This window comes from Candidatus Hydrogenedentota bacterium, from assembly GCA_019637335.1.
In the GTDB taxonomy this organism is placed as follows: domain Bacteria; phylum Hydrogenedentota; class Hydrogenedentia; order Hydrogenedentales; family JAEUWI01; genus JAEUWI01.
Window position 1 is genome coordinate 111,034 of the sequence record JAHBVV010000020.1, and the last position, 16,347, is coordinate 127,380.

Below are 16,347 nucleotides of genomic sequence, written 5' to 3' on the forward strand. Positions count from 1 at the left end.
GCGGCGGGGAGAATCTGGGAAGGGCGTGGGGTTTAGTATAGGGCTTGGAGGGGATTTGAGGCAACAGGCAGGCAGGGGGAGTAGGGGAGGTTTTCAGGGACTACAGGGACTACAGGGACTACAGGGACGGCAAGCAGGGAGTACTGGGTCAACCGAAACTGGGCTCTCGAAGGATCGATCTTGTTAATTGCCGCTTCCCGCGCGGAGTTCGCCGCCGTGCACGCGCAGGAGGCGCGCGGCGTTTTCGCGCCCGAAAAAGAGCGCTTCGTGCATCGGGGTTTTCCGGAACAGGCGGTCGGGCCGGTTGATTTCCGCGCCCTGGTGAATCAGGAGGCGGACCAGCCCCTCGCGGCCGCGCACAGAGGCCGCGTGCAGAGGGGTAAACCCGAACGAGCCCGCGCGCCGATCCACGGTTTTCGGCTGGCGCGCCAGCAGGTCCATCAACGCGTCTTCCCGGTCCAGCGCGATGGCGCTGATGGGATCGAGCCGCGCGCCGCGCGAAAGCAGGTATTCCGCCAACTCGGCGTGACCATGCTCCGCGGCAATATGCAGGGGGGAGGCACCGATCCGCAACCGCGCGTTGACCTGCGCGGGATCCCGGCGGATCAGGCGGCTCGCCAACGCCAGGTCTCCCAGCGAGGCGGCGGCGAACAGATCGAACGGGAGGCCCGCGCCGTGGGCGATGCGCAGCAGGTCGAGGTTGCTATGGCGCGCCGCCAGGTGCATCAGGTTCTTGCCATTGTTCATCACGCGCCGGGGATCGCCCGAGGCGGCCAGGAGCGCGGTAAGCACGTCGCCATGCCCGAAATCGGCGGCCAGGTGCACCGGCGTGCAGCCCCACTGATCCGGGCGGTTCGGGTCCGCGCCAAGCAGCAGCAGCCTCCGTACGAGCGTGCCGTGTCCCCCGCAGGCCGCCCAGTGCAGCGCGGTGCGCCGCCACGGTCCCGGGGTATCCACCTCCGGACCCCGGCCGGCGGCGTCGCCGAAGCCGAGCGCGGCTTTTTCAAAGGGTCCGGGCCGGGCCCCGCGGGACAACAGCAAGTCGGTGACGCGGCTGTTCCCGCCATAGTGGGCCGCGTGGGCCGCGAACAGGAGCAGGGAGAGGCCCTCGTCGTTGGCGGCATCCAGCAGTTCGGGCGATTCGTCCAGCAGCGCGGCCACGCGGTGGGCGTGCCCGTGCCAGGCGGCCATGAACAGCTGTACCTCGCGCGGGAAAACGTCCGCCGGGTCCGGCGAATCGGCGAATTCGTTCGTCTGATGGAGAAACTGCGCCAGCCGCTGCCGGGCGGTGTAGAGCCGCTTTTTCACGGTCGTTAGCGGGAGTCCGAGCCGCCGCGCCAGGTCCTGCTGCGGCTCGCTTTCCCAGTAGACGGCGTGGATCAGGTCCCGTTGGTCGGGTGTGAGCACCGTGAGGGCGATGTGCACCAGGGAACTCCGCCGATCGCGGGCAATCCGCTCCCCGGCGGGCGCACTATCGTCCGCCAGGTGCGCCGCGGCGGAAAGCTCCACCGAGGGCAGGGACTTCAAGCGCGTGACGCGGTCGCACTGCTTGATCAGGATGCGCTTGAACCAGGCCGAAAAGGCCGCCGGCGCCTGGAGCTGGTGCAGCTTGAGGGCCGCCTCCAGAAAGGCCTCCTGCACCACTTCTTCCGCGCGGTGGTGATCGCCGAGCCACGCATAGGCCCGATCGTGGGCGAAATGGTGGAAACGGCGCACCAGCGACGCAAACGCGGTGGTGTCGCCTTCCTGGGCGGCGCGAATGGTTTGTGCAAGGTCGTTCATGGGGGGGATCCGGAATTCTCCCTATTATACCCGGAAAGACCCGCATCGTGCGTTTCGGGATACTCTCGGGTTCACGGCAAGCGCATTTAAACCCGCTCGCGGCGTATGGGCGCATGACTGAGGCGATTTGGAGCCTTGGATCAAGAGAAGTGAGCGCGCAGGAGCGCCGGCATCTCTGCCGGCAAGGTCTTCAGCGCTCCAACACGCGGCCCTTATGACATTGTAGCTAATTCGATGGCGACCGTCGCAAAGAAGACATCTGAATGCCATTGTCCTGCCCTCCGGCTAGAGGGACAGCATTCCGCGCCGAAAATTGGTGTTACACCAGAATTTCATAGTTTAAGTAGTGTTGCTTAGCGGGGAGCATTGAAACTTTCGGGGAACTTCGGGGATGATAGAGCCCATACACGAGGAGTAGTACATACATGATCCTGAAGTTTCCACGTGGCGGGCGTCTGGCTGGCGGTTTGCTGGCGCTGGGGGGCCACATCTGGGCCGCGGGCGCCATCGCGACCGACCCCAGCCAGGACGCCCTCGACTTCTTCGAGACGAAGGTGCGGCCCGTGCTTGCGGAGCGCTGTTTCAAGTGCCACGGTCCCGAAACCCAGAAATCCGGACTCCGGCTCGATTCCCGCGCGGCGATGCTGTCCGGCGGCGAAGGCGGCCCCGTGTTGCTGGAAGGAGACAAGTCGGCCGGCAGTTCCCTGCTGGCGGTGATCCGCTATGACGGCGCGCTGAAGATGCCGCCGGACGCGAAACTGCCGCAGGATCAGATCGACGCGATCAACGCGTGGGTGGCGATGGGGAGTCCCTGGCCGGGCGGCGGCGAGATCGTGGCGGCGAACAAGGAACTGACGTGGGAAGAACGCACGGCGGCGGCGCGCGCCTCGCACTGGGCGTACCAGCCCGTCTCGAACGTGACCCCGCCGGCGGTGGCGTCCGCGGACGCCGTTCGGACTCCGGTGGACAATTTTCTGCTTGCACGCCTGGAGGAAGCGGGCCTGGGCATGTCGCCCGTGGCGGACCGTCGCACCCTGATCCGGCGGGCCTACCTCGATCTTATCGGGCTCGCGCCGTCGATGGAGGAGGTGCGCGCTTTCGAGGCGGATGACGCCCCCGACGCCTTTGACCGGGTCATCGAGCATCTCCTGGCGTCGCCGCACTACGGCGAGCGCTGGGGCCGGCACTGGCTGGACATTGCGCGGTACGCCGATACGAAGGGGTATGTGTTCCAGCAGGAGCGCAATTTCGGTTTCTCGCACACCTACCGCGACTACGTGGTGCGCGCGTTCAACGAGGACCTGCCGTACGACACCTTCCTGAAGCACCAGATCGCCGCCGACCTGATGGACCTGGGCGAGGACAGGCGCCCGCTGGCCGCGCTGGGCTACGTCACGCTGGGGCGCCGCTTTGTGGGCAACATCCACGACGTCACGGACGACCGCATCGACGTCGTCACGCGGGGGATGCTGGGGCTGACGGTCTCCTGCGCGCGGTGCCACGACCACAAGTACGACGCGATCTCCGCGCGCGACTACTACGGGCTCTACGGCATCTTCCGGAGCGCGTCCGAGCCCGCCGAGCCGCCGCTGATCGAGGAGCCGGATCCGGACGACCCGGAGTACCAGGCGTACCAGAAGGAATTGCAGGAGAAGGAGGCCGACCGGGAGGCGCTGGTGGATCGCCTGCAGATTGACCTGCTGAAGCACGGCCGGGATAAGGCCGCCGACTACCTCCTGGCGTCCCACAAGGCGTGGGACATGGCGGACAACCACCTGAAGGTGGTCGCGAAGGAGCACGAGCTCAAGGGCGATCTCCTGATCCGCTGGCGCAACCACCTGAAGACGCTGTCGGAAGCGCACCATCCCGTGCTGGGGCCGTGGTTCGCCTACCGCGCGCTGCCGGCGGAGGAATTCGCCGCGAAAAGCACCGAGCTGGCGGCCCAGATTGCCGGCAAGCAACTGAATGGCCAGGCGGTGAACCCGCTGGTGGCGAAACGTTTCGAGGGCGAGCCCCCCGCGTCGGTGGAGGAGGTCACGGAGCGGTACCGCGGGCTGATCGCCGAAGCCGTCAAGGCCTGGAGCGACATCCTGGCGTCCCACACGCAGATGACGACGACGAGCCCGGAGCGGGCGCTTGCGGCGCCGGACGCGCTGCCCGACGCCAACCTCGAAGCGGTGCGCCAGCTGCTTTTCGCGACGGACAGCCCCTCGAACATCGCGCGCGGCGATGTGTGGCCGCTGAGCGAGGTGCCGCAGCAGAACCAGGTCCGCGATCGCGACAACGCCATCGCGCGGGTCAAGAGCACGCACCCGGGCCGCCCGAACCGCGCCATGGCGCTGGAAGAAACCGCGCCCTTCGATCCGTATGTGTTCCGCCGCGGCCAGCCGGGCAACCGGGGCGACAGTGTGCCGCGGAAGTTTCTCGATGTGCTCTCGCCGGAAGGCGCGGCGCCCTACACCGAAGGCAGCGGCCGCCTGGAGATGGCGAAGGCCATCGCGACCCACGAGAACCCGCTCACGGCGCGCGTGATGGTGAACCGGATATGGATGCACCATTTCGGCGAGCCGCTGGTGGGCACCCCGAGCGATTTCGGCGCGCGCAGCGATGCCCCCACCCATCCGGAGCTGCTGGATTATCTCGCGGGCGAGTTCATGGCGGGCGGCTGGTCGGTAAAGCACATGCACCGCCTGGTCATGCGCTCCGCCGCCTACCAGCAGGCGAGCCTGTCGCGCGCGGACGGCGACGCGGCGGATCCGGAGAACCGGCTGCTCTGGCGCCAGAACCGGCAGCGCCGCGATTTCGAGACGATGCGCGACGGCGTGCTGCTGGCGGCGGGCCGGCTGGACCTTCAGATGGGCGGCGAGGGCGTGGAGCTGACGGTGGCGCCGTTCCCCGTGCGGCGGACGATCTATGGGCGCATCGAGCGGCAGAACCTGCCGGATCTGTTCCGCACCTTCGATTTCGCCAGCCCGGACGTCCACGTTCCGCGGCGCGTCAACACGACCGTGCCGCAGCAGGCGCTCTTCCTGATGAACAGCCCTTTCCTGCGCGAGCAGGCGTCGGAGCTGGCGCGGCGCGAGATGGTGGCGATACGGGAGACGCCGGAAGAGCGCATCGCGGCGCTTTACCAGGCCGTCTTCCAGCGCGATCCCGCGCCCGAGGAAATTGAGCTGGGCCGCGCCTTCGTGGCCTCGCAGGAGACCGCGCCGCCCGAGAAGTTCGGCAACCGCCGCTGGCAGTACGGGTACGGGCCGGTGAATGCCGAGACCGGGCTGCTGGAATCGTTTACGCCGTTGCCGCATTTCACGGGATCGGCGTGGCAGGGCGGGCCGAATCTGCCCGATCCCGCGCTGGACTGGGTCAGCCTGAATTCGCACGGCGGGCATCCGGGCAAGCCGGGGCTGGCGGCGGTGCGCCGCTGGGTGGCCCCGTTCGACGCGACGATTGCGCTGGACGGCGAATTGAAACACGGCGCCTCCCAGGGCGACGGCGTCACCGGATCGGTCATAGCGCGCGGCGGCGAGGTGCTCTGGACGGGCCGCGCCCACAACGGGACGGTCTGGAGCGAATTTGAAAACGTCAACGTAAAAGCGGGCGACACGATTGACCTGGTGGTGGATTGCGGCGCCAACCAGAGCCACGATTCCTTCACCTGGCACCCGCGCATCCGCGTGGTAGGCGATGTGGAAGGCGATTCCAGCCGTCCACGGGAATGGTTGTCGCGGCTGGGCTTTGATGGCCCCGCGCCCGAGCCCATGGGCCCGTGGGAGAAGTACGCGCAGGTGCTGTTGATGTCGAACGAGTTTATGTTTGTCGATTAACGAATGGGCCGCGCTTAAGGCAGGGTAGGCGTCTCGCCTGTCCCGACCCAGAGTAGGATAGGCGTCCCGCCTGTCCCGACCCAGAGTAGGATAGGCGTCCCGCCTGTCCCCCTGGTCCGCCGGTTGCGCGCAGTATGTACACGATACGAATATCCCCACGGAGATGCAGTTTATGAGCCACCACAAACCGACCGCGGATGACTTCATCCTCAACCGGCGCGATTTCCTGAAGCGCACCGGCATGGGCTTTGGCGCCCTGGGTCTGGCGAGCACGATTCTGGGCAGCGGAAGCGACGCCTACGGCGCCATCAACCCGACCGCGCCGCGCATGCCGCACTTCGAGGGCCGGGCCAAACGCGTGGTGCACATCTTCCACAACGGCGGCCTGTCGCACGTGGACTCCTTCGATCCCAAGCCGGCGCTGGCGAAGTACGCGGGTCAGGACCTGCCGATGGACAACCTGCGCACCGAGCGCCCGACCGGCGCGGCGTTCGCGTCGCCATTTGAGTTTAAGGAATACGGCGAAAGCCGCATCCCCGTGAGCAGCCTCTTCCCGCACCTCGCCGAGTGCGTTGACGATATGTGCATCATCCGCTCCATGAACGCGGACGTACCGAATCACGAGCCCTCGCTGCTGTTGATGAATTGCGGCGACGCGCGCCAGATCCGGCCGAGCGTCGGGTCCTGGGTCACCTATGGCCTGGGCACGGAGAACCAGAACCTGCCGGGCTTCATTTCGATGTGCCCCGGCGGCTACCCCATCCAGGAGTCGCAGAACTGGCAGTCCGGCTTTCTCCCCGGCGTGTACCAGGGCACCTACATCGACACGAAGCACACGGAGATGGAGAAGCTGATTGCGCACATCGAAAACAAGTACCAGACGGACACCTCGCAGCGCGCGCAACTCGACCTGCTGGCGGAACTGAACCACCGGCACGCGGACGCGCGCAACGCCGACAGCGAGCTGGAGACGCGCCTGCAATCCTTCGAGCTGGCCTACCGGATGCAGCTGGACGCCACCGACGCGTTCGACATCACGCGGGAGCCGGAATACATCCGCGAAATGTACGGCCCCGGCGTGCACGGGCGGCAGTGTCTCATCACCCGGCGTCTCCTCGAGCGCGGGGTGCGGTTCATCCAGCTCTGGCACGGCGCCGGCCAGCCCTGGGACAGCCACGACGACATCGAAGTGAACCACGCGAAGCTGGCGAAGGAATGCGACCAGGGCATCGCGGCGCTGCTGAAGGATCTGAAGCGGCGGGGGATGCTGGAAGACACGCTGATCGTGTGCAGCGGCGAATTCGGCCGCACGCCGACGGTGGAACTGCCCACGCCCGGCGCGAATGCGGGCAAGATCAACGGGCGCGACCACAACCACTACGGCTTCACCTGCTGGATGGCCGGCGGCGGCGTCAAGGGCGGCCACATCCACGGCGCCACGGATGATTTTGGCTTCCAGGCCGTGGAAAACCGCGTGCACGTCCACGACCTCCACGCCACCATGCTCCATCTCCTCGGCTTCGACCACGAGCAGCTCACCTACCGCTTCGCGGGCCGGGACTTCCGCCTGACGGACGTCCACGGGCACGTGGTGCGGGATGTGCTCGCATAGGGCGGCGTGTGTTGGAAACCAATCACACGAATTCGATGATGCCGTGCCGGACTCATAACCCCACCTATTACCGGCTGGTCGCAGTTTATCTGGCAGCGATTATTGCGCCGTTCCTTCTGTTTGCGGCTCCGACGGTGTGGTGGACCGTGGCGCCATGCACCGTCTATTCCGAGCAGTATGACGAAGCGGTGTTTCAGTCGATACAGATCGGACAGTCCATTGGTGATGTCATCGCCGAGCTTGGCCCGCCTTATCGCGTGCTTCCCGTGTATGCCGAGTGCTGGGAGTACGATGGGTGGTCCGTCTTTTTTAATGATGAAGGCGTCGTCGAAGTTGATCAGCTTTATCAATGGGATAGAAAAGACTTGGAAGATAACATGGGTGAGCTCCCGCCGGGGGTTACGTTCGCGACTCTGGCGGGCAAGACGCGCGGTGAAATGCGTGCGAGGTTTGGTGAGGCCAATATAGATGACGGCGGTTCACAGCTCGAGCAGTACTTTTTCTACACTCATCCATCGGAAGGTGGGATGTGGGCGGATCGCACGTGGAAGAAGCGGCTTCTCGTGGTGGATAGGAAAAGCAGGCGTGTGACCGCTAAACATTCGTTCTGGGTTGTGGCCGGGGACCCGGTTACGTAGGGGACAGTACACATCCGTCCTTTTGATTTGCTCTTGAAATTGGACAGGATTTACAGGATTTACAAGATGATGTACTCCATCCTGTATATCCTGTCTCCATTCAATCGGTAGCTACCCTCTGGCGCAAGTGCCGGCGCCCGTGTGTGGGAATAAGGGACGGCTTCGCACTGTTTACCTTGGGCCGGTCATGTTCCTGGCCGGTATCCCCCAATCTGGATCGTGTTGGCGTGGCTCCCGCCTGCACTTCACAGCCTGGTGACGCGGGTTGCGAAGGGCTCCGGCGGCGCGTGAAGTACCTGGCGTTTTCCTCAACGAATGGACTGTGATGCAACGGACGACCCTGATCAAGATACACCTGCTGCTTGCGGCTTTCACCTTTCCGGCGGCGCTCCTGTTTCTGATAACGGGCGGGCTCTACACCTGGGGCGTGAAGGGCTCCTACGCCTCGGAAACGCATACCATTGCGCTGGAATCGCCGCTGGTGGCGGACGCGGGGTCGCTGGCCGCGCTGGCTGAGGCCGAACTGCAACGCCTGTCCGTGGCCCCGCCCTCCGGCGCGCCGGGAATTCGCACGGTCGGCACGTCCTTTCAGATGGAGTGGACCGGGTCCCGCCGCGACGTGCTGCTGGAGCCCACCGCCGACCCGCTCTCGGCCCGGCTCACCGTCAAGGAAACTACGGGATACCGCCACCTCGTGCAGCTGCATAAAGCCAAGGGCGGCGTCCTCTTCAAGGTCTATGCCGCACTCTTCGCGATCGCGCTCCTGCTCATCCTGGCCAGCGGCTTTCTGATGGCCTGGCGGGAGCCCCGGTACCGCGCCCTGGCGGCGGCCTGGTCCGCCGCGGGCGTGCTGCTATTCGTGCTTGCCGCCTGGCTGAGCTGAGCGGCGTCAGCGCGGGGTCGCCCGGACGGTCTCGCTGGTGACATTCAGGCCACCGCGAAAAGAAAGTGGCACAGGCGTCCCGCCTGTGTCGGCCACGGAGTGGCCGGTGGAATTGCCGGCAAACCGGAGTGAGGCGGCGCCGGGGAGGCTGCGGGGGCGGGGTAGGGGGCCGGCCTCAGCGCGGCGCCACGTGGTGCGCAAACCAATCGGTGAGTGCTTCCTCGCTCATTTCGCCGCTGGCCACGGCGAGCATGGTCTCCACGACATCATCTTCCGAGGCCTCGACATTAAATCCATTGAGCAACATGAAAACGCTTGCGACAACGAACGAGACCCGCTTGTTACCGTCGATAAACGGGTGGTTTCTTGAAATGCCGAAGCAGTAGCTCGCTGCCAGCCTCGCGAGCGGTACCGGCCCCTCGTAGTGGAACACGTTGCGGGGGCGATTGAGAGCCGAATCCAAGAGACCCAGATCGCGGACGCCATCCGAGCCACCGTATCGCGCGATCTGCCGGCGATGGATCTCCAACGCCATGGGCGTCGTGATCCAGTGAGGTTCCGCGGCTGCGTGCTCCATCGCGCTATTCCGCGAGCCGTCTCAACGCATTGTCGTTTTCACGCATGACACGTTCGGCATGCGTCATTGCCAATTCGAAATCCGCGTCATGGGGAGATATGCGGACCCCATCGGGTGATTCCGTCAGATACACTTTGTCACCGTCTTTCAATTGGAGGCGTTCCAGAAAGTCTGGGGGCAGAATGATTCCGAACGAATCACCGATTTTCGTAATCGTCGTTTCCATGGCTCGTGCTCCTTTCGTTCGATTATAACACGGACGATATGCGCACTCGGGGCCGGTTCCGGGTCATCAGCTATCGCTGGCCAGCCGCTGGATGGCCGCGTCGGTCAGGGCGGATGCATAGAAGCGCACATCCGCAATCGCGCCCTGGTAGCCTTCGAGCTCGCCGAAGTTCGGGTTGCAGCCGAGGCCGACCCGCGTGGCCGAGGTCCTGAGTTCCTCGGGGACGGAGGTCTCGTGCGCCAGGTCGCCGTTGACATAGAGGCGCAGGCGGTTGCGCTCCTTGACGGCGGCGACATGGATCCACTCGCCTTCCGCCAATTCCGGGCCGGGACAGTGCGCGCCGCCCGCGTGTTGTTCAATATTCACCACGAGCCGCCGGTTCTGCACCGAGACCCGCAGCGGGTCGTCGGATCCCTGCGCCCAGGCGGAGAACACGTGATGCCAGCCGGCGTCGTTGGCCGCGAGGTTGTCCGGCGCGATCCACGCGCTGAAGGTGTAGTCCCGCGCCGGGAAGACGCCAATGTCATAGACCAGTTTGGTCTTCTGGCCGTCGAAATACAGCGCGCCGTTCTCGCGGCCATCGCGGCCGGGTACGGCGCGGGCGTGCTCGTTCACCACGAGTTTGCCAACGGACGCCGCGGACTTGCCCTGGAGCGCGGCGTCCAGGAGGAGCGCCGCCTCGGCGGCCGGGAGCGATGAGTCGATGCGGAAGTGGTAGGGACCATTGTTGCTGGCGCTCTGGCCGCCCGGACCCTGCGCCATTACGGTCCAATAGTAGTCCCCCGCGCTGGCGGAGGGCTCGAAGTAGGCCGCCGGCTGCGCGATATCGGTCTGCGTCGCCACCACGTCGCGCATGGCCGCATCCCGCGCAATCGTGAGCGTGTAGCGTATGTCACGCCCCGCCGCGCTCCATTGGAGGTACAGTGCGCCCGCCGGCAACGTGTCCCCGTTCCCCGGGCGGAGCAGAGCCACCGGCATGGGGGGCAGGTTCTGGATGGGCAGCCAGGACTGGTAGTAGGTTCCGTGTGCGCCCGCGGTCGCATAGTCGACCAGGCGCAGCGGACCGCTCGGGGTGTCCGTTTCCAGCAGCAGCATCGGCTGGAAGCGCGCGTCGGATGTCACGGGCTTCAGCGCGATCTCGGCGAGATCGAGCGCCGGCAGCTGCGCGGGCTCCAGCGTGTTGTGCTTCTGATCGTAGGCAAGCAGCAGCGGGCCGTGGTAGAGCGAGCCCCGGAAGTCCACGTAGCTGTCCCCCGGCAGAGCGCGCAGGCCCATGTCGAGTTCGAGGGTGATGGCGTCGCCCGGGGCCCACGTGCGCGCGAGCGGCAGGTAGGTTCCCGGGGAGACGTCCCGCACGCGTTCGCCATTCACGGATACCTCGGTATTGATCGACCACGCCGGAATACGCAAATGCAGCGTGGTTTCGGCGTCGCTTCCCGGCGTCACGACAATCGTTATCGCGCCATCGGACGGATAGGCGGTCTTCTGGTCAAAGCGCCAGGCGCCATGCCGCGCCGTGGCCGCTTCGATGCGTCCGGGCCCGTAGTAGTTGAGGTACAGGCCGTCCGCGCCCTCGAGCACACCCCAGTCCGCGATGATACTGAGGCCCCGCGCGCCATTGACCGAGCAGCAGTTGAGCTCCGGTGTGCCCTCGCGCGATTGGAAGACGATGCTGTGCGCCGACGCCGGACGCTTGCCGTCCATGGGCGTATCGTAGGTGCACCAGCGTCCGCTGGGATGCTCGTAGCCCAGCACGGTGTTCAAGGTCGCCAGTTCGATGGCGTCCGCAATCGCCGGATCGGCCTCGAGGCGCAACGCGTCCACGCTGTAGGCGATCCAGGCCACGGTGCAGCAGGTTTCGATCGCGCCCGGCTTGAAGGGATTGCCGACCGCGCCTTCGCCGGTGGAGAAGCTGCCCGCATTGTGGATATCCGTGGCGTGGATGCTGCGCCAGAAATGCAGCAGCGCATCGCGGTACGGCGCCTCGCCGGTAATCCGGTAGAACTCGCCGAGGCCCTGCATGCAATGCAGACTTTCCCAGCGCGGTTTCGGCGTTTTGTAAAACGGGATTCCGTCCAAGCCGGTCCGGAGGTAATCCCCCGCGGGCGGGACCTGCCAATCCTGCTCGATCTCGCGCATCATGCGGAAATAGCGGTCGTTCCCCGTCTCGCGGTGGAGGATACCCAGCGCGTGCATGATTGCCATGTTCATTTCGTGGCTGCCCGCGTCGTGCACGCGCCGCCCCGTGTCGAGGTAGGTGTCGCAGATCAGATTCGCCGCGCGGGTCGCCGCGTCCAGCGCGTCGTCGTCGCCTGTGGCCTTGTGCCAGGCGTGGAGCGCGTAGAGCACGTGGTAGTGCCCCCACAGATCCCAGTGGCCGAGCAGGCGTTCCTCTTGCCGGAAAGGGCCCAGGTAGCCCTCGGGGCTCTGGGTGGCGATCAGCTCGGCGACCGTCGTCTCCACGCGCTCCCGGAGCCGGGGATCATCGGTGAATTGCAGGAACTGCACCGCCGACTGAAGGTATTTCCCGATGAACTCGCCCGCCCAGGGAACCGGATTGTTGTAGGCCGGTTCGCGATCGCGGAGGCGGAACATTTCGAGCACCGCCGGGTTCGCGTCGGGCATTGGCAGCACCCAGTTCTCGATGACGGCCTCGGTCCGGCGCCCTACCTCGCCTTCCAGGCGCAGCCGGGTGTCGGGAATGGCCAGTTCCTCGCCAGGCGACGGCGCGGCGATCAGCACGCCCAGCGCGGCCAGCAGACAGATGCACAAGCCCATTGCGGCACTCCTCCTGTTACCCTTTCGGGTTCCGGGTCATCGTACCGCAATGCCGGCGGGGAATCCACCGGGCCGGCGCGCCCCTGCGCGCCGCTATCAGTTCGGGCGTTCTTCGTGAATCAGCCAGCCCTCGTCAAAGGCCACGTGCTTGATGTGGTAGCGGCGGTAGGTATAGCTCACGTGGATCATGCCGTCGCTTGACTGGATGATGCAGGGGTAGGAGAATTCGCCCCAGTCGGCCTCCAGCGTGCGCTGCTCTTCCCAGGTCATGCCGCCGTCGGTGGACTGGATGATGTTCAGCGGGTACCGGTCGGATTGATCGGTGTCGTTGTAGACGAGGAGCACCCGCCCGCTCTTCAGGCGCGTCATGGCGATGCCGGAACCGGGGTTCTTGAGATCGGTGCTGGAGGGCGCGCCCCAGGTGGCGCCGCCGTCGGTGGAGACAACCTGGGGGATCCGTGGCTTGTTGCGCATCAGCGCGAGAAGGTCGCCGTTGTCCCGCTGGATGACCGTCGGCTGGCTGCCGCCCGAGGCGAAGCCGCCCCGGGTCCACGCGTCGCTGCCCTTCTGGAGGTACAGGAGGAAGGATCCCCGGCCCTCCTGGGTCTCGCCGCTGATGGGCAGCGCGAGACGTCCATCCTGAAGCGTGAGGGGGACGTTGCGCGGCGTCGTGCCGTAGGAGTCGGGGATTTCTACGTCCGTGCTCCACGTGCGGCCGTTGTCGCTGGAGGTGCGGTAGAGCAGGCGGCACTCGCTCCAGCCCGTGCCCCGGCGCATGGGGCGGCTCTTCTCCATACGTCCCCAGACGATCCCCACCTGGTCGTTCGGCGTGCGGAAGATCACCGCGTTGCCCGGGGGCTGTTCCGGGTTCCACAACACGCGCTCGGTGGGCGCCCACTGGCGTTCGCCCTTTGGGAGCCGGGCGAGGTAGAGCGCCTGATCCTCGGCGGATTCGTAGCTCCCGCCATACCAGAGGCAGAGCAAGTCACCGTTTGGCGCCTCGGCGAGCGTGGAGCAATGCTGGACCGGCACGCCGGGCAACTCGTCGAAAACGAAGCTCGAATAGAAACGCATGGAACCATAGGGGTTGTCCACGTCGCGCGCGGGCGCCGGATCGCTCAGCGGCGTGCCCGAGACCGGCCCGCGCGGGGTCGCGATGGCGTCGCCGCGCATCATTTCCTGGATCGCGGTGTCGAGGGTCGTCGCGCCGTCTGGACCCCGCAGCGCACCATGGTAAACCAGTTTCCCGGCGTTGTCGAGCAGAAAGAACTCGGGCGTGACGGTCGCGCCGAATTGCTTCGCCACGGCGCCATCGGGATCGCGGTAGACTGGGAAAATCACCCCCCGATTCTGCGCCCAGGCCCGGATTTCCTCGGGATCCTCCGCCGGATTGGACACCACGCCGACGAAAAGGACCTCGCGGATTCGGTAGCGTTCATGGGTCTCGACGATTTCGCGGATTTGCGCCTCGGTTTCCGGGCATCGCTCGGACAGAAACACCACGGCGGTGCCCCGGCGTTCGCCGTAGTTGTCCATGACGCGATCAAGCCCCTCAAGGTTGACGAGCGGCACAGGTCCGGCCGCTTCACCGAGTTGCAGGGCGGCGGCGGGGACGGTAATCAGGGCGCAGAGTAGTGCAGGCAGCAGTCGCATGGCGGTTCTCCTGGTAGTAATGCGGCGATTATAGCAGGCGCCGCAGCGGCGCGCATGTTGCACGAACAGGCGCAAGGGACGTACCCGCGCAGATACGCCCGATACAGGGAAACCGACCCACACGCAATCCAGGCGCCCGCGATCCAAACGGCAAGCGCTGCCGGGCGTGGGTATGTCCCGGTGGGGGTAGGCGGAGGTCGCGTGATCTTATCAGGCCCCACCGGGCGACCCCGATCGGGATGGACCCAGACCCTGCGGCTATCGTCGGCCGGCGTATCCATCCCTGGCCTTGCGCATTCTTTCCTTGATACCGCGTCCGCCTTCCACATACCATGCGGCCAGTACGTCAACCTGCCGGAGTTTGCGCAGCCATGGCCGAGAACGAGTCCGAATCGAAGAAGCCCGAATCCGAGAGCGAAGCTACCCAACCGGCGGCCGCCGCCGAGGCCGCGGACGGCGCGGCGGAAGAAGCGCCCGAGTCTTTAGAAGCGCAGGCGCCCCCCGAACCCGCCGGCCCGCCGCCGGAACCGCGCCCGGGCATCGTCGTGCCGCTCCTCATCATTGCCGTGCAGCACGCGCTGGCCTGGAGCATCGCCTCCACGAGCACGACGCCCCACCAGACGTATATCGGGATCGCCGCCGTTCCGCTGATCGGCGCGCTGCTGCTGCTGGCGTGGTGGCTCCGCTCGCGCACCGTGCCGAAGCGCGAGCGCTTTATTGGCGCGGGCCTGGCTTTGGGGGCCGTTGTGCTTCCGGTGTTGTTAAGCCGCCCCTTCGCACCTATGCTGCTCGTGTATACGCTGCCCACGCTCGCGACCGGGCTGGCGGTCGTGCTGCTGGCCACGGCCGGTATGCGCTGGGACGTGCGCCGAAAGGTCCTGCTCGGCGCGATGGCGGTCTGCGCGGTTTTCTACTGCCTGGTCAAGGTCGCGGGGGTCGACGGCAACATGGCGCCCCTGTTAAGTGCGCGCTGGAGCACGGCTCCCGAGGCCGGCCTCGCATCCGGAACCGCCGTCGAAAACCAGGTCGCCGCCTTGCCCGAGGACCTCGATCCCGAGGATTGGCCTGGGTTTCGCGGCGACCGGCGCGATGGGCGCAACCGCGTCTCCACCTTCGGCGTGGACTGGGCCGCCAATCCGCCCGTTGAATTGTGGCGTCGCCCGATCGGCCTGGGCTGGTCCTCGTTCACCGTCATCGGGGACTACTGCTTCACCCAGGAGCAGCGCGGCGAAGACGAGGTCGTGGTCTGTTACGACGCGAACACGGGCGAAGAAGTGTGGATTAATGCGGTCCAGGAGCGCTTCAGCGAGGTCATGGGCGACGGCCCCCGCGCCACGCCCGAATACCGCAACGGCAAGCTATTCACCCAGGGCGCCACGGGCATCCTGCAATGCATCGACGCGGCGACCGGCGAGACCATCTGGCGCCGCGATCTGAAGGAAGACGCGGGGATCGGGATTCCCCGGTGGGGCTTTTCCAGCTCGCCGCTGGCGCACGGCGAGCTTGTGATCGCCTACAACGGCGCGGGCGATGGAAAGAGCCTCATTGCGTATAATCAGGCGGATGGCGCCATCGTCTGGACCGCCGGCAAGGGGCATAACGGCTACAGCTCACCGCACTTCGGCGAAGTGGCGGCGACGCCCCATATATTCATGAACAGCAACTATGGCATCGAAGCCTTCGATCCCGCCACGGGCGCGCTCCTCTGGGAGCAGGAATGGGACCTCAAGAACAACCCGCGCGTGGCGCAACCCTTCGTGCTGGATCTGTACAACATCTACGCGGGGACCGGCCAGCGCAAGGGCATCCGCATGATCAAGGTCTGGAAGGAGGGCGACGCGCTCGTGCCGCGCACCAATTACACGAGCGAACGCTTCCGGCCCTACTTCAACGACTACGTGCACCACGATGGCTATCTCTACGGCTTCGATGGCACCCGATTCGCCTGCATGGAGACTACCGACGGCTCGGTTCGTTTCACCGGCGAGCGCTGGGGCGGTCAGGTGCTCCTGCTCAACGAGATGGACATGCTGATCGTGCTGACGGAGGCGGGGGAAGTGGTTCTCGTGGCGGCGTACCCGTCCTTCGTCGACATTCGCGGGCGTTTTCAGGCCCTCAGCAGCAAGACCTGGAACCACCCCGTCGTCGCGCACGGGAAACTGTTCGTGCGCAATGATCGCGAGGCGGTGTGCTATGCATTGCCCCGCGCGCCCGGGCCCGATCCCGCGGAGACGGAAGCGGAGGCGGGCGGCGCGGAAGATGAACCAGCCGAGTGACAATTGTTTGGCTCATCCGGTTTGAAGGTACATCGGCAACGATGAAGTCAAATAGGAGTCGATTGCTCGGTTCACATTTTCGGGGGGCGACGCCAAGA

General features: G+C 65.9%; 10 protein-coding genes. 5 read left to right on the forward strand and 5 right to left on the reverse strand.

Annotation, left to right across the window (positions count from 1 at the left end; translation table 11 throughout):
* Positions 1–183: 183 nt before the first annotated feature.
* A complete protein-coding gene (locus KF886_18970) occupies positions 184–1,782 on the reverse strand; it encodes a sigma-70 family RNA polymerase sigma factor (protein ID MBX3179444.1) in 1,599 nt (532 codons plus the stop codon).
* Between the two features lie 425 nt (positions 1,783–2,207).
* Here KF886_18970 and KF886_18975 point away from each other — a divergent pair, with 425 nt between their 5' ends.
* The 4 genes from KF886_18975 (at position 2,208) to KF886_18990 (ending at position 8,739) form a co-directional block, all read left to right on the forward strand.
* Positions 2,208–5,606, forward strand: a complete 3,399-nt coding sequence (locus tag KF886_18975; GenBank protein ID MBX3179445.1) for a PSD1 domain-containing protein — start codon at positions 2,208–2,210, stop codon at positions 5,604–5,606.
* A 172-nt stretch (positions 5,607–5,778) separates the two neighbouring features.
* On the forward strand, positions 5,779–7,218 hold the full coding sequence (locus tag KF886_18980; protein MBX3179446.1) for a DUF1501 domain-containing protein: 1,440 nt from the start codon (positions 5,779–5,781) through the stop codon (positions 7,216–7,218).
* Positions 7,219–7,229: 11 nt separating this feature from the next.
* Entirely contained in the window at positions 7,230–7,856 is a 627-nt protein-coding gene (locus KF886_18985; protein MBX3179447.1) for a hypothetical protein, read from the forward strand.
* A 325-nt stretch (positions 7,857–8,181) separates the two neighbouring features.
* Positions 8,182–8,739 carry a hypothetical protein gene (locus tag KF886_18990; GenBank protein MBX3179448.1) on the forward strand — a complete coding sequence of 186 codons (558 nt, stop codon included), beginning with the start codon at positions 8,182–8,184 and terminating at the stop codon, positions 8,737–8,739.
* Between the two features lie 175 nt (positions 8,740–8,914).
* Here KF886_18990 and KF886_18995 read toward each other — a convergent pair whose 3' ends face one another.
* The 4 genes from KF886_18995 to KF886_19010 all read right to left on the reverse strand — a co-directional run bounded on the left by KF886_18995 (position 8,915) and on the right by KF886_19010 (position 13,973).
* Positions 8,915–9,316, reverse strand: a complete 402-nt coding sequence (locus KF886_18995) for a type II toxin-antitoxin system death-on-curing family toxin (GenBank protein ID MBX3179449.1) — start codon at positions 9,314–9,316, stop codon at positions 8,915–8,917.
* 4 nt (positions 9,317–9,320) lie between these two features.
* Positions 9,321–9,542 (reverse strand): AbrB/MazE/SpoVT family DNA-binding domain-containing protein, encoded by a 222-nt coding sequence (locus KF886_19000; GenBank protein MBX3179450.1) that lies wholly within the window; start codon positions 9,540–9,542, stop codon positions 9,321–9,323.
* Positions 9,543–9,608: 66 nt separating this feature from the next.
* Positions 9,609–12,320 carry a glycoside hydrolase family 127 protein gene (locus KF886_19005; GenBank protein ID MBX3179451.1) on the reverse strand — a complete coding sequence of 904 codons (2,712 nt, stop codon included), beginning with the start codon at positions 12,318–12,320 and terminating at the stop codon, positions 9,609–9,611.
* A gap of 96 nt (positions 12,321–12,416) precedes the next feature.
* Entirely contained in the window at positions 12,417–13,973 is a 1,557-nt protein-coding gene (locus KF886_19010) for an exo-alpha-sialidase (protein ID MBX3179452.1), read from the reverse strand.
* Between the two features lie 371 nt (positions 13,974–14,344).
* Between KF886_19010 and KF886_19015 the strand changes: the two genes are divergently transcribed.
* Positions 14,345–16,249, forward strand: a complete 1,905-nt coding sequence (locus tag KF886_19015) for a PQQ-like beta-propeller repeat protein (GenBank protein ID MBX3179453.1) — start codon at positions 14,345–14,347, stop codon at positions 16,247–16,249.
* The last annotated feature ends 98 nt before the right edge of the window (positions 16,250–16,347 follow it).